At 73.1% G+C, this 18,442-nt stretch carries 15 protein-coding genes; 9 read left to right on the top strand and 6 right to left on the bottom strand.

The window, feature by feature from the left end; genetic code table 11:
- Window positions 1–11: 11 nt before the first annotated feature.
- Complete coding sequence (locus tag ACJOT3_RS10900; RefSeq protein WP_406971520.1) at window positions 12–401, bottom strand: hypothetical protein; 390 nt, start codon at window positions 399–401, stop codon at window positions 12–14.
- Window positions 402–643: 242 nt separating this feature from the next.
- On the opposite strand from ACJOT3_RS10900, the gene msrB reads away from it, so the two are divergent.
- From msrB to pssA, 3 genes are all read left to right on the top strand, one after another.
- The gene (gene msrB / locus ACJOT3_RS10905; protein WP_406971522.1) at window positions 644–1,081 is read left to right on the top strand and encodes a peptide-methionine (R)-S-oxide reductase MsrB; all 438 of its coding nucleotides are present in this window, start codon (window positions 644–646) and stop codon (window positions 1,079–1,081) included.
- A 168-nt stretch (window positions 1,082–1,249) separates the two neighbouring features.
- Window positions 1,250–1,918, top strand: a complete 669-nt coding sequence (locus ACJOT3_RS10910; RefSeq protein ID WP_406971524.1) for a phosphatidylserine decarboxylase — start codon at window positions 1,250–1,252, stop codon at window positions 1,916–1,918.
- Window positions 1,905–2,729 carry a CDP-diacylglycerol--serine O-phosphatidyltransferase gene (pssA, locus tag ACJOT3_RS10915; RefSeq protein ID WP_406971526.1) on the top strand — a complete coding sequence of 275 codons (825 nt, stop codon included), beginning with the start codon at window positions 1,905–1,907 and terminating at the stop codon, window positions 2,727–2,729. Before ACJOT3_RS10910 ends, pssA begins: the two co-directional genes overlap by 14 nt.
- 65 nt (window positions 2,730–2,794) lie before the next feature.
- On the opposite strand, the gene hemQ is transcribed toward pssA, so the two are convergent.
- A complete protein-coding gene (hemQ, locus tag ACJOT3_RS10920; protein WP_406971528.1) occupies window positions 2,795–3,505 on the bottom strand; it encodes a hydrogen peroxide-dependent heme synthase in 711 nt (236 codons plus the stop codon).
- Window positions 3,502–4,959: a protoporphyrinogen oxidase gene (gene hemG, locus ACJOT3_RS10925; protein WP_406971530.1), complete on the bottom strand. Its 1,458-nt coding sequence runs from the start codon at window positions 4,957–4,959 to the stop codon at window positions 3,502–3,504. The genes hemQ and hemG overlap by 4 nt, the downstream gene beginning before the upstream one ends.
- 310 nt (window positions 4,960–5,269) lie before the next feature.
- Between hemG and ACJOT3_RS10930 the strand changes: the two genes are divergently transcribed.
- Entirely contained in the window at window positions 5,270–6,445 is a 1,176-nt protein-coding gene (locus ACJOT3_RS10930) for a DUF4349 domain-containing protein (protein ID WP_406971532.1), read from the top strand.
- 480 nt (window positions 6,446–6,925) lie between these two features.
- Here ACJOT3_RS10930 and hemE read toward each other — a convergent pair whose 3' ends face one another.
- Window positions 6,926–7,894, bottom strand: coding sequence for a uroporphyrinogen decarboxylase (gene hemE / locus ACJOT3_RS10935; RefSeq protein WP_406971558.1), 969 nt, complete (start codon window positions 7,892–7,894; stop codon window positions 6,926–6,928).
- Window positions 7,895–8,205: 311 nt separating this feature from the next.
- Here hemE and ACJOT3_RS10940 point away from each other — a divergent pair, with 311 nt between their 5' ends.
- The 3 genes from ACJOT3_RS10940 (at window position 8,206) to ACJOT3_RS10950 (ending at window position 11,454) form a co-directional block, all read left to right on the top strand.
- The gene (locus ACJOT3_RS10940) at window positions 8,206–8,781 is read left to right on the top strand and encodes a DUF3000 domain-containing protein (protein WP_406971534.1); all 576 of its coding nucleotides are present in this window, start codon (window positions 8,206–8,208) and stop codon (window positions 8,779–8,781) included.
- Window positions 8,782–8,876: 95 nt separating this feature from the next.
- On the top strand, window positions 8,877–10,127 hold the full coding sequence (locus ACJOT3_RS10945) for an HRDC domain-containing protein (protein WP_406971560.1): 1,251 nt from the start codon (window positions 8,877–8,879) through the stop codon (window positions 10,125–10,127).
- 256 nt (window positions 10,128–10,383) lie between these two features.
- Entirely contained in the window at window positions 10,384–11,454 is a 1,071-nt protein-coding gene (locus ACJOT3_RS10950) for a tetratricopeptide repeat protein (RefSeq protein ID WP_406971562.1), read from the top strand.
- Between the two features lie 279 nt (window positions 11,455–11,733).
- Here ACJOT3_RS10950 and ACJOT3_RS10955 read toward each other — a convergent pair whose 3' ends face one another.
- Entirely contained in the window at window positions 11,734–13,602 is a 1,869-nt protein-coding gene (locus ACJOT3_RS10955) for an ABC transporter ATP-binding protein (protein ID WP_406971564.1), read from the bottom strand.
- Between the two features lie 288 nt (window positions 13,603–13,890).
- Here ACJOT3_RS10955 and ACJOT3_RS10960 point away from each other — a divergent pair, with 288 nt between their 5' ends.
- Window positions 13,891–15,090, top strand: coding sequence for a thiolase family protein (locus ACJOT3_RS10960; protein ID WP_406971536.1), 1,200 nt, complete (start codon window positions 13,891–13,893; stop codon window positions 15,088–15,090).
- The gene (locus ACJOT3_RS10965) at window positions 15,087–17,180 is read left to right on the top strand and encodes a 3-hydroxyacyl-CoA dehydrogenase NAD-binding domain-containing protein (protein ID WP_406971538.1); all 2,094 of its coding nucleotides are present in this window, start codon (window positions 15,087–15,089) and stop codon (window positions 17,178–17,180) included. The genes ACJOT3_RS10960 and ACJOT3_RS10965 overlap by 4 nt, the downstream gene beginning before the upstream one ends.
- Window positions 17,181–17,294: 114 nt before the next feature.
- Here the strand turns inward: ACJOT3_RS10965 and ACJOT3_RS10970 are convergent, their stop codons facing one another.
- A complete protein-coding gene (locus tag ACJOT3_RS10970) occupies window positions 17,295–18,386 on the bottom strand; it encodes an NAD-dependent epimerase/dehydratase family protein (RefSeq protein WP_406971540.1) in 1,092 nt (363 codons plus the stop codon).
- Window positions 18,387–18,442 lie beyond the last annotated feature (56 nt).

Consider the following 18,442-nt stretch of genomic DNA (forward strand, 5'->3'; position numbering starts at 1 on the left):
CACCGGGGTGTTCACTCCCTTTCGCGGGACGGCGGGCGCCGCCGCCGGGAGGCGAACACCAGGTAGGCCAGGGGCAGTAGGACCGCCCCGACCGCCAGTGCGCCGATCCCGGCGATGAGCAGCGCACCCGATTCGGTGCGCATCCACTCGGCCACCCCGAACCCCAGGAACAGGGCGAGGGCGACCGCGAGGACGGAGAACACCGTCAGCCCGGTGAAGAGCCTCCGGTCGTCCCAGGGCTGTGCCTCGGCCCTGTCCAGCTTGTCCAGATCGATCGGGAGGGCCCTGGCGGTGAGCCCGGCGGCCCACCTCATCTCCTTGCCCACCCCCGTGGCGAGGGAGCGGATCCCGCTGCGCGCGTTCGCGGCGGCCCGTTCGAACCACCACAGTCCGTACCGCATCCTTCCAACGCGCTGTGTTTGTTTGTTCACTATGAGTGACTGTTGCGCTGTAGCGGCCATGTCACCTGCCTTGTTGCGCTTCGACCACTGAACCCTGTCCAGTGCCCTACCCTCACAAAGCGCGACCGAACGCCACCGATGGTGAAGTTAGAGGTATGTCGCCTCCAAGGACGATTTACCGAGAACCGCGCCCCGGCGACACGGGGAGACACCGGTGTCCGATTCCGGATAACGTCGAAGGCATGGCTGACACAGCGGACAGGGCCCCGCGGGGCGGGACCGACGGCATCCCCACGACCGACCGGGAGTGGCGCGCGCGGCTGGACGAACAGGCGTACTCCGTCCTGCGCCTGGGCGCCACCGAGCGCCCCTGGACCGGCGAGTACGTGGAGACCGAGACCGAGGGCGTCTACCGCTGCCGCGGCTGCGGGAGCGAGCTGTTCCGGTCCACCGAGAAGTTCGACTCGCACTGCGGGTGGCCGAGCTTCTTCGACCCGGCCGACTCCGACGCCGTGACCCTGGTCGAGGACCGCTCCCTGGGCATGGTCCGCACCGAGGTGCGGTGCGCCACCTGCGACTCGCACCTGGGGCACGTGTTCCACGGTGAGGGATACGACACCCCGACCGACGACCGGTACTGCATCAATTCCGTGGCCCTGACCCTGGAGCCTACGGAGTAGGTTGGCGTACCATCCTGGTTCCGGGCGTACGCCTGCGGGCCGCCCGAGGGCGGCCCGGTGTTCACCCGATCACCGCCCTCGGCGGATCAGGGATAATCGCATGCAACGCGTCGGAGAACGGCCCCCGTCCGACCCCCGACGCCGAACCACCCGCGACGAAAGCGCTCGATGACCGACGACTCACCTTCCACATCCGTCTCTCACCGGCCCGCGGCCCGTCCGCGCCTGGGCATGGCCCAGGGATCGGCCCCCTGGCTGGTCCCCGCGCTCGGTGCCGCCGGCGTCGCCGCACTGGCGGCCCGCGGCTCCCGGGCCCGCACGGCCCTGGCCGTGCCGGTGGTGGCCCTGGCCGCCGGGATGACGTGGTTCTTCCGCGACCCCGAACGGGGTCCGGCGACCGGGCGGGTGCTGTCCGCGGCCGACGGCGTCGTCCAGAGCATCGACGTCCGATCCGACGGCCGGACCCGGGTCGCGGTGTTCATGAACCCCCTGAACGTGCACGTCAACCGTGCTCCCCTCGCCGGCGTGGTGACCCGTGTCGAACACCGCCCGGGGGGCTTCCGCCCCGCATTCGACAAGGACAGCGAGCGTAATGAACGCGTCATCTGGACCCTTGAAACCGAGATCGGTGAGATCACGGTCGTTCAAATCGCCGGCGCGATGGTCCGGCGGATCATCCCGTATCTCGCTGCGGGGCAGAAGGTCGAGCAAGGAGAGAGGATCGGGCTCATCCGGTTCGGGTCGCGCGTCGACGTCTATCTTCCGGCCGGGATCACCCCGGCGGTGGAGGTCGGCCAGCGCGTCCGCGCCGGGGAAACCCGCCTTGACGCCGACTGACGGCCAGCTCGCAGGCGCCTCCGCCTCCTCCGCCCCCGACACCCCCCGCATCCGCCTGGCCCTGGCCGACTACCTGACCCTGGGCAACGCCCTGTGCGGGTTCCTCGCCGTGTGCGCGCTGGTGGCGGCGCTGTCGGCGCACCTGGCCGCCGGGGCCGAGGGGCCGCTCCCGCGCAGCGCCATGGCCACGGTCGTGGGGCTGATGCTGGTGGCGGCCGCGCTGGACCTGCTCGACGGGCGGGTGGCCCGCAAGCTGGGCGGCAGCGGCATGGGCGCCGAGCTGGACAACCTCGCCGACGTCATCAGCTTCGGGTTCACCCCGGCGTTCCTGTTCGTCGTCTGGGGCACCCAGGGCGGCGGCGGGACGCTGTCGGTGGTCGCGGGCGGCGCGGTGCTGCTGGCGGTCATCGTGCGGCTGGCCCGGTTCTCCCTCCAGACGCCGGGCACCGGGTACTTCACCGGCCTGCCCTGCCCGTTCGGGGCGATGGCGGTGGTGACGGTCGTGCTGCTGGACCCGCCGCCGACGATCGCCGCGGTCGCGGTGCTGTTCATCTCCTGGCTGATGGTGAGCCGCATCGAGTACCCCAAGCCGCGCGGCCGCAAGGCCTACATGGTGCTGGGCATGATCGGCATGGGCGTGGCGCTGGTGGTGTCCTGGGGCATGGGCCTGCCCGCCGGGCAGTGGCTCGTGTACCTGGTGAGCGTCATGGTCCTGGTGTTCATCGTGACCGTCCCCTTCCACGTCCTGGCCACCCGGCGCGCGGCGGCCGAGCCGCTGCCCGCCGGCCCGGCCGAACCGGTCGAGGAGTAAGGCGCACACGTCAAGGGCGCCCCGGCGGAGAACCGCCGGGGCGCCCTTCGTGTACGCGGGTGCGGCTAGGCCAGGGACTCCACCAGCTCGGCCACGCTCTTGCGGCGGCCGGTGTAGAAGGGCAGCTCCTCGCGGGTGTGCAGGCGCGCCTTGGCGCCGCGCAGGTGGCGCATGAGGTCGACGATGCGGTACAGGTCGTCGGCCTCGAACGCCAGCAGCCACTCGTAGTCGTTCAGGCCGAACGAGGACACGGTGTTGGCGCGCACGTCCGGGTAGGGGGCGGCCATCCGGCCGTGCTCGGCCAGCATCGCCCGGCGCTCCTCGTCGGGCAGCAGGTACCACTCGTAGGAGCGGACGAACGGGTACACGCAGATGTTGTCGCGGGGCTCCTCGCCGGCCAGGAACGCCGGCACGTGGCCGCGGTTGAACTCCGCCGGGCGGTGCAGGCCCATCACCGACCACACCGGGGCGGCCAGGCGGCCGACCGCGGTGCGGCGGAACGCGCTGTACAGGTCCTGGAGCTGCTCGTGGGTGTCGGCCACCCACCAGAACATGATGTCGGCGTCGGCGCGGAAACCCTGCACGTCGTAACCGCCGCGGGTGGTGACGCCCTGCTCGGCCGCCTTGTCGAGCAGGCCCTGCAGTTCCTCCGCCGCCGCGGCGCGGTCGGTCCCCTCCAGGCTCTCGACCTTGAACACCGACCACATGGTGTAGCGGATGAGGGCGTTGAGGTCGGTGCCGTCCTCGGCGATGGCTCCGCTGTGCTGGCCCGTCACGGGTTGACTCCTTGCTGGTTGGTGCCGTCGGCTCCGTAGCCGCGGCTGGTGGGACTGTCGGTCTGGAGGGCGGCGGCCAGGTCCCGGGCCTGGCGGTCCGCGTCGGCGATGCACGCCGGGATGCCCACGCCGCCGTAGGCCGCCCCGCACACCGCCGGTCCACCGTGGCGGGCCAGGGCGTCGCGGACGCGCGAGACGCGGGCGGTGTGCCCGACCGCGTACTGGGGCAGGCCGCCGTCCCAGCGGGTCACCCGGGTCTGGACCGGGCGCCCGGCCAGGCCGGTGACGCGGGACAGGTCGGCCAGGGCGGTCGCGGCCAGCTCCTCGTCGGAGCGGTCCAGCACCCCGGACTCGCCGAACCGGCCGATGGAGCAGCGCACCACGACCAGGTCCTCGCCCCGCGCGGCCAGCTCCTCCGCGATCCAGGGCCACTTGTTGCTGGAGAAGGTGGCCGCCTTGACGGTGAGCCCGCCCTCCCCCGCCGGGACCAGGAAGCCGGTACCGGTGAGCGGGGCGGGGAACGCCCGGGCGGGCAGGGCCAGGGTCACCAGGGCCATGCTCGCGTACTCGACGGCGCGCAGCTCGCGTGCGGCCTCGGGGACGTGGTCGGCGAGCAGCCGGGCCGCCTCCGGGGCGGGGCAGGCCAGCAGGACGCCCGCCGCCTCGATCCGGTCGCCGGTGTCGAGGTGGACGAGCCAGCCCTGCGGGAGGCGCTCCAGGGAGCGGACGCGGGTGCCGGTGCGCAGGTCCTTGCCGTGGCGTTCGGCCAGCTCCCCGGTGAGCCCGGCGATGCCGCCGCGCAGGGAGGCGAACACCGGTCCGGAGGAGGGGCCGCGGGCCCCGGTGGCGGCGCGGACGCCGCGGATCAGCGAGCCGCCCTCGCGGGCCAGCGGCGCGATCTGCGGCAGCGCGGCCTCCAGCGAGAGCTCGTCGGCGCGGCCCGCGTAGACACCGCCCAGCAGCGGCTCCACCAGGCGTTCGACGACCTCGTGCCCCAGGCGCACACCCACGTAGGAGGCGACCGGGAGGTCGCCGCGCACCGGGGTGCGCGGGCGCACCAGGTCCAGGGCGGCGCGCGCGGTCCCCCACGGGGAGAGCACGCCGCTGCGGGCCAGCGCCCCCAGGTCGCCCGGAACGCCCATGAGCTGGCCCTTGGGCAGCGGGCGGACGCGGCCGCGGCTGTAGACGGCGGCCGCGCCCGGGCCGGGGTGGACGAGCCGGTCGCCCAGGCCCAGCTCCTCGATGAGGGCGAGCGCCTCGGGGCGGCGGGCCAGTACGGATTCGGCCCCCGCGTCGACGGACACGCCCGCCACCGGTGAGGCGCGCAGTTTGCCGCCGGGCGCGTCGGCGGCCTCGACGATGGTGACGGCGGCGCCGAGCCCGGTCAGGCGGTGCGCGGCGGTGAGTCCGGAGATCCCGCCCCCGACCACGACGACGTGCGGTGCTTCAGGCATACTCTCAGCTTCCCAGATGCCGTGGGTCACAGTGTCCCGCCGTCCCCGTGACGTCCGGCGCACCGTGGCCCTCCCCCTCCAGGATCGTGGACGCGGGACGTGGGAGGCGTGGGGAACGTCCCGTGTCGGCGGGGTCTTTGCGCCCGATTCGGACCGTTGTCCGCTCGTTACCAACAGGCCGAAACGGCGGTGACGGGTGCCACGTCCAAGGTGCATGGCTACTTCGGGTTCATCTCCGGTGCGGCGTGCCGCCGGAGTCGCGCTGTCCACGGGCTTGGCAGCCCTCCTGGTGACCTCGTGTGCGTCACCCATGTCCAACTCCTACGACTCGGGGGCGGGCTCCGACGGGGGCGGGTCAGCGCCCGAGGCCGCCTACTCGGAGGACTTCGCCGCCGAGGCGGAGCGGTCCGAAGAGGGGGTCGAGGGGGTCGAGGAGCAGAGCGGCGGGTCGTCGGTCGTCGACCCCGACACGGAGGTGACCGACCGCAAGCTCATCCACACCGCCGACCTCACCGTGCGGGTGGAGGACGTGGCCGAGGCGGCCCGCGAGGCCAAGGAGCTGGCCGTCGACGCGGGCGGCCACGTGGCCTCCGAATCGCTGTCCACGCCCACCGGCGGGTCGCCCGAGGCGTACCTGACCCTGCGCATCCCCAACGAGGGCTACGAGGACGCGCTGGAGGAGCTGGCGGAGCTGGGCGACCGCTCCGACCTGCACCGGTCGGTACAGGACGTCACCGGCGAGGTCGCCGACGTCGAGAGCCGCATCGAGTCCGCCGAGACCGCCCTGGAGACCCTGCGCGGGTACCTGGAGGAGGCCGACGACGTCGACGAGCTGCTGCGGGTCGAGCGGGAGATCCAGGACCGCCAGGCCGAACTGGAGGCCTTCCAGGCGCGCCTGAAGACGCTGGAGGACCAGACGACGCTCTCCACGGTGAACCTCACGCTGATGCCGCCGCGGACCTACATCGAGGAGCCGGCCGAGGACGGCATCGGCTTCCTGGGCGGCCTGGAGCGCGGCTGGCTGGCGCTGGTGTCGGTGTTCGGGGGCCTGGCCGTCGCCGTCGGCTGGCTGCTGCCCTTCGTCGCGGTGCTGGCCCTGCCGGTCACCGCCCTGGTCTGGTGGCTGCGCTCCCTGCTCCGTCGCCGCCGTGCCGCCGCCGCGAACGCCCCACGCGTCCCCGCCCACGCCGGCGCCCCGTACCCCTACCCCGCCCCGGGCACTCCCCCGCCCCCCGCGCCCGATGGCACACCCGAGACCGATGCGACCGCTGGAACCTCCGAGGCCGGCGGAACGGCCGAGCCCTCTGCGACCGATGGCACCACCGAAGCCGACGGGACGTCCGGGACCGATGAGGCCGCCGGTGACGCCGCGGCCGACGAGGCTCCCGAGACCGGCGGAACCGCAGGTGGTACCGGGACCGACGAGGCCACGGACGCCACCGACGGGACCGCCTACGGCACCGAAGGCGACGCCAAGGACAAGTAGCCCCGCCCCCTGAAACACCACCCGAGCCCCGGGACCGCCACCGGCCCCGGGGCTCCCCCATGCCCACAGTGGGCGACGAGAGCGGCGGGTCTGGTCCGGACGGGCACCGGGACCGCCGACGACGACGGTGGTGCCGCAGGCGCCGCCGGGAAAGGCGAGAGCGTCGGGGCCGCCGACGCCCGCGAGACCGATGATGACCCCGGGGCCACCGGGGCCGACGGAACGAATCGGCACACCGGGGAACAGCGAATCCGCCGAGGCGGCCGAACGGGGAGGCGCCTGGAACCGAAGACGGGCAAACCGCCGGAAAGCACGAGCCGGACAAGACGATCGGGAGCGGCGCCCGGCCGGGCGGGGTGAACGCCGGCGGCCGCCACCGGGTTCACGGGACCGGCGGCGGGCGAACCGGTGAGGCGGCGGGAACGGGGACGGCGCCCGGCCGGGTAGGGCGGGCGCCGTCGGCGGGTACGGGGTCGCGGGTCAGGCGGAGGTCTCCTCGTGGACGAACTCCGTCAGGCGCTGGAGCATGTCCGGGTCGGTCTCCGGCAGGACGCCGTGGCCGAGGTTGAAGATGTGGCCGTCGGCGGTGCGGCCGCGGGACAGGATGTCGCGGGTGCGTTCGGCGACGACCTCCCACGGGGCGAACAGGGTCGCCGGGTCCAGGTTGCCCTGCAGGGCCGTGCCCGGCTGGACGCGCTGCACGGCCTTGTCCAGCGGCACCCGCCAGTCGACGCCCACGACGTCGGCTCCGGCCTCGCTGAGCAGGCCCAGCAGTTCGCCGGTGCCCACACCGAAGTGGATGCGCGGCACGTCGTACTCGCTGAGCTGGCCGAAGATCCACGACGTGTAGGGCAGCACCGAGGCACGGTAGTCCTCGGCGCTGAGCGCGCCCACCCAGGAGTCGAAAAGCTGGACCGCGCTGGCGCCCGCGTCGATCTGGGTGCGCAGGAAGCCGAGCGTGATGGCCGACAGGCGGCGCATGAGCTCGTCCCACAGCTCCGGCTCGCCGTACATGAGCGCTTTGGTGTGCTCGTGGTTCTTGGACGGCCCGCCCTCGATGAGGTAGGAGGCCAGCGTGAACGGGGCGCCCGCGAAGCCGATGAGCGGCTTGTCGCCGAGCTCGCCGGTGAGCATGCCCACGGCCTCGGTCACGTAGGACAGGTCGCCGGGCTCGATGTCGCGCAGCCGCTTGACCCCGTCCGCGTCGCGGATCGGGTCGGCCACCACCGGGCCCACACCGGCCTTGATGTCGAGGTCGATGCCGATCGCCTTGAGCGGGACGACGATGTCGCTGAAGAAGATGGCGGCGTCGACGTCGTACCGGCGGACCGGTTGCATCGTGATCTCGGTGATCATGTCGGGACGGGCGCAGGCCTCCAGCATCGGCACGTCGGCGCGGACCCGTCGGTACTCGGGCAGGGAGCGCCCGGCCTGGCGCATGAACCACACCGGGGTGTGGTCCACGGGCAGGCGCCGGCAGGCGCGAAGGAAAGGAGAATCTTGCAGCGTCACCCTTCGATCGTGCCATGCTCCGCCCGGTGCTCTCACGCGGATCGCCCCGAACGGTCACGGCGCGCAGCGCCCCCCGGTCCCAAGATCATCACAAAACCCCGACACGCCGGGGGATCTACGCCCTGCGGGCGGTGACTCGTGCCACGGTCGTTGGCGTGCCCACCCTCCTGCGCCGGGGGGAACCGCCCCCTGTCGGGCGACACCCCGCCAGCACGCGATCACACTCAATGAAGGCTGACGTTTCCACCATGCCCGAAGTCGGTAGCGCCGCGGACGCCGGCGAGACGTTCCGGCGAGCGGTCGAGGCCCTGAACGGCCCCTCCCTCAGGTCAGAGATCACCGTCCGGGAGATCCCCGCCCCGGGCCGTCTGGCCCCCCACACCACCGCCGTGTCGGCGCAGGTCACCGTGCACGGCGAGGAGATCGCCTGGGGGCGCCTCATCGTCCTGTACGACCCCGAGGGGACCCGGGAGTGGCCCGGGCCGTTCCGGGTCGTCTGCCAGGTCAACTCCGAACTGGAGTCGGACATCGCCACCGACCCGCTGCTGGGCCCGGTCGCCTGGAGCTGGCTGACCGACGCCCTGGCCTCGTGCGGGGCCGCCCACCACACGCTGAGCGGCACGGTCACCCGCGCCACCACCGAGGGTTTCGGGACCAAGGCGGGCGAGGGATCCACCACGGAGGTGGAGATGCGCGCCTCCTGGACCCCCGAGGACGACGACCTGACCGCGCACGCCGCGGCCTGGCAGACCCTGCTGGCCTCGGCCGCCGGGCTGCCGCCGGCCGACGTCGCGGACATCGCCCGGCAGCGTGCGCGGCCCTGAGTCCACCGCCCGCGGAGGTTCACCGGCCCGGCGAGGCCAGGTCCGGATCCGCGCGCGGTGTCGGCAGCGCATACCGTAGTGGTGTGGCGAACGCGTTGAACTCGAAGACAGAACCCCGTGAACCAGGTGACGACGACGCCGAGAAGGCGCCCCTGCTGCGGGAACCGCGCGAAGGTCTGCCGGAGGTCACCTCCGACGCCGACGCCCTGGCCGGAGTCGTCGCCGCCGTCGCCGCCGGCAGCGGACCGATCGCGGTCGACGCCGAGCGCGCGTCGGGCTACCGCTACGGCCAGCGCGCCTACCTGGTCCAGTTGCGCCGGGAGGGTTCGGGATCGGCCCTGATCGACCCGATCGCCTGCCCCGACCTGAGCGGCCTGGACGAGGTCGTCGGCGGCGCCGAGGTGGTGCTGCACGCCGCCCACCAGGACCTGCCCTGCCTGAGCGAGGTCAACCTGCGCCCGCGGCGGCTGTTCGACACCGAGCTGGCCGGCCGCCTGCTCGGGTACCAGCGGGTGGGGCTGGGCTTCATGGTGGAGCGGATGCTCCACGTGCGCCTGGCCAAGGAGCACTCCGCCGTGGACTGGTCGCAGCGACCGCTGCCGGAGGACTGGCTGCGGTACGCGGCGCTGGACGTGGAGATCCTCATCGAGCTCCGCGACGCGCTGGAGACGGAGCTGGAGGAGGCCGGGAAGCTGGGGTGGGCGCAGGAGGAGTTCGCGTCCGTGCTGGCCGCGCCGCCCAAGGAGCCGCGCGCCGACCCCTGGCGGCGGACCTCGGGCATCCACCGGGTGCGCAACCAGCGCTCCCTGGCCGCGGTGCGGGAGCTGTGGTACGAACGCGACCGGATCGCCCAGGAGCGCGACATCTCCCCCGGCCGGGTGCTGCCGGACGCGGCGATCGTGGAGGCCGCGGCCACCATGCCCAAGAACACGACGGAGCTGAACCGCATCCGCCAGTTCGGGATCAAGCTGGCGCGCCGGTACCCGGGGACGTGGATGAAGGCGATCGACCGGGCCCGGGAGATGGCCCAGGCGGACCTGCCCCGGCCCAACGCGCCCGGTGACGGGCCGCCGCCGGTCAACCGGTGGGCCGACCGCGCCCCGGAGGCGGCGCGGCGGCTGGAGGCGGCGCGGGCGACGGTCACGGGCATCGCCGAGGACATCGTGATGCCCACCGAGAACCTGCTGCTGCCGGACACCGTGCGGCGGCTGGCGTGGGCCCCGCCGGCGGCGGTGGACCCCGACGCGGTGGGGGCGTTCCTGCGCGAGCGCGGGGCCCGGGAGTGGCAGATCGGGCTGACCTCGGAGCCGCTGGCGACGGCCCTGAAAACAGCCGAAGAAGGGTGAACCTTTACCCTTCTCCCGCGTCCTCAATCCTGGTGTGCCCGAAGTCACCATACATAGGGGGCCTGGACCGCCTGTTCCATCACCCGCTGTCCGTTTAAGTTATGGAACTGTGCCTTGGAATTTCGGGGCACGGTGACCTCTTGACGGTGAAGAGGGAACGTTGCGACGGTGTGAGGGCACACCACGCGGAGAGCACCGGCGGTCCGGCCCGGTGTGTGCTTCCAGAGGGTGCGGTCAGGGAGAAGAGGTGAGTTCGCTGTCGTTCTGGCGTTCACTGCTCGGTGGGATCGGGCGTACACGTGCCGACCGGGTGCGCGTCGTCGATGAGGGCGCCCCCGTGTCCGAGGGGACCCCGACGCAGGTGGATCCGCGGGCCGAGGACGCCTCCGACGCCCTTCCCTCGCGGATCACCGCACCCACCGCCGTGATGACCGACCCCACCCTCGGGGTCCCCGCTCCCGTCGCCGGGCACAGGGCCACCAGGACGGTGCCCGCCGGGCACGGGTCCACCGGCCCCGGGTCCGCCGGGGCCTCCGGGCGGCCCGCCCCCACCGCCGGGATGCGCGCCGCCTCGCTGGAGCGCACCCTGCGGTCCCTGGTGGAGCGGCTGGGCACCGAGCACCCCGACACCATCACCGCCCGCAACAACCTGGCGACCAAGTACGCGCAGATGGGCCGCCGCCAGGCCGCGGTGCAGCAGTTCGAGCTGGCCCTGGACGAGGCCGTCGCGGTGTTCGGCACCGAGCACCCGCGCACCGAGATCATCCGGGAGAACCTGGCCTGGGCGTTCGAGGACGCGGGCCGCCCCGCCGACGCCGCCGCCCAGTGGGAGGTGCTGCTGCGGGACCGGGAGAGCGCCTTCGGGCCCAGCGACGAGGACACCGTGGAAGCCCGCAGCCGGCTGGCCGTGTGCTACCGGCGCAGCGGCCGGCTGGACGCCGCGATGGCGCACTACCAGCGGGCGCTGGCGGACGTGCGGGACGCCGAGCGCAGCGAGGACCTGCGGCTGGGGCTGAGCGCCGCGCAGAACATGGCGGGCCGCCACGACGAGGCCGTGCGCCAGCTGCACGCGGTCCTGGCCGTGCGCCGCCGCCGCTTGGGCAAGGGCCACCTGGACACCCTGACCGTGCACCACCGGCTGGGCCGCGCCTACACGCAGGCGGGGCACACCGACGCGGCGGTGGAGACGCTGCGCGACGCCTACCGGGTGGCGCTCAACTCCTCCGGCGACCCGGAGGTGCGCCGGCTGACGCTGCGGTTGCGCCGCGACCTGGCGGGCGCCTACAGCGCCGCGGGCCGCCACCGCGAGGCCGACGCCCTGTTCTGAGCCCCGGACGCCGGGGCCTCCGGCTTCCGGCCGCGTCGCCGGGCAGGGCCGTGTCGCCTCCTGCGGTGACACGGCCCTGGCCGTAACCTCCTCGGCTGCCATGTCTTCGGCCGGCGCCTCCTCAGGTGTCGGTCCCTCAGGTGGCACGTCCTTGGTCGTCACCTCCCCGGATGCCGGTTGCTCGAATGTCGGTTCCTCAGGTGTCGCTGCTCGTGGACGGGGGTCGGCACGCCGCCGACGGACCGGCCGGGGGCCCGGAGCCGGGGACCGGGGGCCGGGTCACTGTCCGTGGGCGGGGGCCAGGAGCTGCCCGGCGGCCAGGTCGCGGTAGAGGTCGTCGGCCTCCAGGAGCTCGGCGTGGGTGCCCACGGCGCGGACCCGCCCGGCGTCCATGACGACGATGCGGTCGGCCCCGGTGACGGTGGAGAGCCGGTGGGCGACCACGATCACGTTAGTGGTGCGGGCGGCGTCCAGCATGACCTCCTTGAGCGCCCCCTCGTTGGCGGCGTCCAGCTGCGAGGTGGCCTCGTCCATGAGCAGCAGGCGTGGTCGGCGCAGCAGCGCGCGGGCGATGGCCACCCGCTGGCGCTCGCCGCCGGAGAGGGTCACCCCGCGGTGCCCGATGACGCCGTCCAGTCCGCCGGGCAGCCGGGCGACCAGGTCGGTGAGGCGGGCCCGGGCCACCACCTCGGTGAGGTCGTCGGCGGTGGCGTCCGGGGCGGCCAGGGTGAGGTTCTCCCGCAGGGTGCCCTCCAGCACCGGCGCGTCCTGTTCCACGTAGCCGATCCGGGCGCGCAGGTCCCGCAGTGGGCGGTGGCGGACGTCGGCCCCGTCGAGCAGGACCCGTCCCGAGGTGGCGTCGTAGAACCGCTCGATGAGTGAGAAGACGGTGGTCTTGCCCGCCCCGGAGGGGCCGACCAGGGCGGTGAGCCCGGCGCCGGAGGCGGCGAAGGACACGCCGTGGTGCACCGGTGGCAGCTCGGGTCTGTACCGGAAGGCGACGTCCTCGAACACCACCGAGGCCGGGGTCTCCGGTCTCTCCAGGGCGCCCGGGGCCTCTTGTCTCTCCGGGGCGCCCGCACCGCCCATGCCACCCACACCGTCAGTGCCGTCCGTGCCGCCAGCGTCGACGCGCCCCGCGGCGGTCCCCGCGTTGGCCCCCGCGACGGCCTCCGCCCGGGTGTCCTCCCGGTCGAGTTCGGCGACCTCGTCGATGCGCCGGACCGCGGCCAGCCCGGTCTGGAGGTCGGTGAGCGCCGTGACCAGCATCCCGATGGGCTGCATCAGGTAGAAGAGCAGCAGCAGGAACGCGATGAGGGTGGAGACCTCCAGACTCCCCGCCGCCACCCGGCCGCCGCCCAGCGCCAGCACCACCAGGAACGCGGTGTTGACGGTCAGCCCGGTGAAGGTGCCCGACAGCGCGCTCCAGCCCGCGACCGCCACCCCCTTGCGCCAGGACTCCACCGCGGCCTCGTCCAGGCGGGCGAGCTCGGTGTCCTCGGCGGAGGAGGCCTTGACCGTGCGGAAGGCCCCGAAGACGCGTTCCAGCCGGCCGCCCATCGCCCCCAGCGCCGCCTGGGCCTCCTGGGTGGCCCGGCCGATGCGCGGCAGGACCAGGGTCATGAGCACGCCGACCACGAGGATCATGCCCAGGGTGACCAGGAACAGGACGGGGTCCAGGACCGCCATGACGACGATCCCGCCGACCAGCAGCACCGCGCCGGTGACCAGGTCGGTGAGGCCGCTGGTGGTGACGGTGCGCAGCAGGGTGGTGTCGGCGGTCAGCCGGGCCACCAGGTCGCCGGGGGTGAGCCGGTCGACCTCGGCCACCCGCAGCCGGACCAGGGAGCCGGCCAGGCCGCGGCGCACGTCCAGCACGACGCCCTGGCCGGTGCGCTCCAGCAGGAAGGAGCCCGCGGCGCCGATCAGGGCCCCGCCCACCACCGCGGCGGCCAGCAGCAGCACCGGGGTCAGCAGCGGGTCGCCCGCGCCCAGGGCGTCGATGACGTACTTGGCCACCAGGGGCTGGGCCAGGCCGACCGCACCGCCCAGCAGGGTGAGCGCGCCGCCCAGGAGGAGGATCCGCAGATGTGGGCGGGCGAGGGAGAGCAGTCGGCGCAGGGGGGCGCGCGGGGCGGCGCGCAGCATCTCCCGGTGTTCGCGGTCGTTGGCCAAGGGTCGTCTCCCCGTCCGTGTCGGTGTCCCGCCGCGGTTCCGGAACCGTGCGAAAGTGGCCACGGTGGAACAGGACAGGTTGTTCCAGTCAACCGGCCCGGGCCGCCTTCCGCATCGGCCGAAAGTTCGATATCGCCCCCCTCGATCGTCGGGGTCCGGGTACCGCGCGAACATCGGGGAATGCGGCACTCGCGCAATTTGTTACTGGCGAGTAGCATGGACTCGAAAGTCCACCCACATCTTGGAGAAGGAGGGGCCATCGTGCCGCGAACCGCCCGCGATGTCGTATTCGTCGACGGGGTCCGCACCCCGTTCGGCAAGTCAGGCAAGGGCCTCTACGCCGAGACGCGCGCCGACGACATGGTCGTCCGCGTCATTCGCGAACTGATGCGCCGCAACCCGGATCTGCCCCCGGAGCGCATCGACGAGGTGGCCATCGCCGCCACCACCCAGATCGGCGACCAGGGCCTGACCATCGGGCGTACCGCCGCGATCCTGGCCGGGCTCCCCCGCAGCGTCCCCGGCTACGCCATCGACCGCATGTGCGCCGGTGCCCTCACCGCCGTGACCACCTCCGGCGCGGGCATCGCCTTCGGCGCCTACGACGTGGTGATCGCGGGCGGCGTCGAGCACATGGGCCGCCACCCCATGGGCGAGGGCGTCGACCCCAACCCGCGCTTCCTCTCCGAGAAGCTGGTCGACCCGTCCGCGCTGGTCATGGGCAACACCGCCGAGAACCTGCACGACCGCTACCCCTCCATCACCAAGGAGCGCGCCGACGCCTACGCGGTGCGCAGCCAGGAGAAGGTCGCCAAGGCCTACGCCGACGGCAAGATCCAGCCCGACCTGGTCGAGGTCGTCGTCCGCTCCCTGGAGCAGGGCTACGGCCTGGCCACCAAGGACGAGCCGCCGCGGCCGGGCACCACCATGGAGTCCCTGGCCGGCCTCAAGACCCCGTTCCGCGCGCACGGCAACGTGACCCCCGGTAACGCCGCGGGCCTCAACGACGGCGCCACCGGCGCCATCCTGGCCGCCGAGGAGGTCGCCGAGGAGCTGGGCCTGGACGCCAGGATGCGTCTGGTGGACTTCTCCTTCGCCGGTGTCGAGCCCGAGGTCATGGGCGTCGGCCCGGTCCCGGCCACCGAGAAGCTGCTGGCCCGCCAGGGCATCACGATGGACGAGATCGGCCTCATCGAGATCAACGAGGCCTTCGCCGTGCAGGTGCTCGCCTTCCTGGAGCACTTCGGCATCGCCGACGACGACGCCCGCGTCAACCCGTGGGGCGGCGCGATCGCGCTGGGCCACCCGCTGGCCTCCTCCGGCGTGCGACTGATGATGCAGCTCGCCCGCCAGTTCGCCGAGCGTCCCGACGTCCGCTACGGCATCACCACCATGTGCGTCGGCATGGGCATGGGCGGCACCGTGCTCTGGGAGAACACCAACTACGAGGGGGGCAAGTGAGCACCGCGCTCGAAGAAGCACGCGAACTCTTCAAGGACGAGGTCGTCACCAAGGCGATCTCCCGTGACATCGAGCTCCCCTACGGTGCCGGTACCGCCGTCCTGATCACCCTGGACAACGGCCACGACCACACCCGGCCCAACACCTTCGGCCCCGGCGGCCTGCTCGCCCTGGACGCCGAGATCGAGGCCGCCCGCGCCCGCAAGGACATCGTGGCGGTGGCCGTCACCGGCAAGCCGTTCATCTTCGCCGTCGGCGCCGACCTCAGCGGTGTGCCCGCGATCCAGAACCGCGAGCAGGCGCTGGCCATCGGCAAGCTCGGCCACGACGTGTTCCGCAAGCTCGGCGAGCTGGACGTGCCGACCTTCGCGCTGATCAACGGCGCGGCCATGGGCGGCGGCGTCGAGGTGGGCCTGCACTGCACCTACCGCACCATCTCCTCGGGCGTCCCGGCGCTGGCCCTGCCCGAGACCTTCCTGGGCCTGGTCCCCGGCTGGGGCGGCACCTACCTGCTGCCGAACCTGATCGGCGCGGAGAAGGCCCTCAAGGTCATCATCGAGAACCCGCTGGCCCAGAACAAGATGCTCAAGGGCGGGCAGGCGTTCGAGCTGGGCATCGCCGACGCGATCTTCGAGCCCGCCGACTTCGTCGAGGAGTCCCTGCGCTGGGTGGCCAGGGTCGTCAAGGGCGAGGTCACCGTCGAGCGCCCCGCGGTCGACAAGGGCGAGGCCTGGGACAACGCGGTCAACATGGCCCGGTTCGTTGTCGAGGGCAAGCTGCACGGCGCCGCCCCCGCCCCGGCCCGCGCCGTCGAGCTGGTCGCCGAGGCCAAGACCCGTACCCGCGACGAGGGCTTCGCCGCCGAGGACGAGGCGCTGGCCGACCTCATCATGAGCCCCGAGCTCAAGGCCGGCCTGTACGCCTTCGACCTGGTGCAGAAGCGCGCCAAGCGGCCCGCGGGCGCCCCGGACAAGTCGCTGGCCCGCAAGGTCACCAAGGTCGGCGTCGTCGGCGCCGGTCTGATGGCCGGCCAGCTGGCGCTGCTGTTCGCCCGCCGCCTGGACGTGCCGGTCGTCATGACCGACCTGGACCAGGAGCGCCTGGACAAGGGCGTCGCCTACGTCCACGGCGAGGTCGACAAGCTCCTCAAGAAGGGGCGCGTCAACCAGGACAAGGCCAACCACCTCAAGGCCCTGGTCACGGGTTCGCTGACCAAGGACGCCTTCTCGGACGCCGACTTCGTCATCGAGGCCGTGTTCGAGAAGATGGAGATCAAGCAGCAGGTGTTCGCCGAGGTGGAGGCCGTGGTCTCCCCCGAGGCCGTGCTCGCCACCAACACCTCCTCGCTGTCCATCACCGAGATGGCCTCGAAGCTGAAGCACCCCGAGCGGGTCGTCGGCTTCCACTTCTTCAACCCCGTCGCCGTGCTGCCGCTGCTGGAGATCATCCGCGGCGAGAAGACCGACGACGCCTCCCTGGCCACGGCGTTCACCGTCGCCAAGAAGCTGAAGAAGACCGCCGTCCTGTGCAAGGACGCCCCGGCGTTCGTGGTCAACCGCCTGCTCACCCTGTTCATGGGCGAGGTCCTGGGCGCGGTGTCCGAGGGCACCGAGCCCGAGGTGGCCGACCGCGCGGTGGCCCCGCTGGGCCTGCCGATGTCGCCGCTGATGCTGCTGCAGCTGGTCGGCCCGGCCGTGGCGCTGCACGTGTCGGAGACCCTGCACGGGGCCTTCCCGGACCGCTTCGCGGTCTCCCCGGAGCTGGGCGAGGTCGTCAAGGAGGGCAAGACCGCGATCTTCGCCCCCGACTTCAGCATCGACCCCGAGGTGAAGAAGCTGCTCGTGGGCGGCGACAAGCCCTCCACCGAGCCGGAGATCCTGGACCGGGCGCTGCGCGCGCTGGCCAAGGAGATCGGGATCATGCTGGACGAGGGTGTCGTGGCCGAGGCCGCCGACATCGACCTGTGCCTGATCACGGGTGCGGGCTGGCCGTTCCACACCGGCGGCATCACCCCCTACCTGGACAAGGCCGGGGTGTCCGAGGCCGTCAACGGCAAGCGGTTCCACGAGGGCGACCCCAAGGCCTTCTGACCGCCTGGGGCGATCGCCTGAGAAGCCGGACGGGCCCGGCCCCCCTCGGGGGGCCGGGCCCTTGGCGTGCGCCGGGGCCGGCGGACGCACAATCGGACCGGACGGATACCGGGGTCAGCCGACCGATCCGGCCCGCGCCCGGCCGGCGGGCAGCATGCCGTGGGTGCGGTACCAGGCGCCCATGGCGGTGACCGTCTCGGCGACCGGGCGGAACCGCACGCCCAGTTCGCCGCGGGCCAGGTCGGAGCTGATGTTGCGCTCGTCCCCCTCGCGCAGCACCCGCACGCCCTCGCGGGTGGCGGTGGGCTCCCCGCCGCGGACGCGGGCGCTCAGCTCCATGAGGGCGGCGGCCGCGGTGGCCAGCCCGGCGGGGACCGACCGGGGCGCGCGGACCCCGGCCTCGGCCGCGACGGAGTCGGTGAGCGCGGGCAGCGACCGCTTCTCCCCGGCCACCACGTAGCGGTCGGCGGTGCCCACCCGGGCGGCGGCGACGCAGGCGTAGGCCACGTCGCGCGCGTCGACCACGTAGTTGGACAGGCGGGGGATGGCGCGCACCTTCCCCTTGGCCACGTCGAGGAAGAGGCGGCCCGCGGAGGTCGGTCCGGCGTCGCCGGGGCCCCACATCCACCCGGGCAGGACGGTGGCGACCCGGGTGGTGCCGGTCTTGCCGGTGCGGACCATGGCGGCGACCGCCCGGTCGGCGCGTACCTTGCTGGTGGGGTAGGTGTCCGACACCGTGGGCCGCGCGTACTTCTCCGGGGGCGGGGTGGACTCGTCGGCGGGGCGCTCGGGGCCGCGCAGGGCCAGGGTGTTGATGGACCCCGTGTGCAGGAACACCGGGATCCCGGAGGTGGCGGCCGCGCTCAGGACCTGTTCGGTGCCCTGGACGTTGATCCGCTCCAGGGGCCCGGTGCGGGTGGGATCCTGGAAGTACTCGCGGAAGTAGGCCGCGGTGTGGAAGACCTCGTCGATCCCGGCCAGGTGCCCCCGGTAGGTGGCGGGTTCGGTGACGTCGCCGCGGACCAGGTGCAGGCGCGGGTCGTCGGGCAGCAGGCGGCGCGCCCGCTCCAGGTCCCGGACCAGGGCGACGACCTCCTGGTCCAGGTCGAGGAGGAGCCGGACGATGTTGCCGCCCAGCAGGCCGGTGGCCCCGGTGACCAGGGAGCGGTTCCGCGCGGGCAGTCGTGGCGTTTCCGTGTCCGCCATAGTGTCACATCCCAACTATCATGTAATGAGATAATCTTTTCGGCTTATGAATTTCT

The organism is Nocardiopsis protaetiae (genome assembly GCF_045446735.1).
Classification (GTDB): domain Bacteria; phylum Actinomycetota; class Actinomycetes; order Streptosporangiales; family Streptosporangiaceae; genus Nocardiopsis; species Nocardiopsis protaetiae.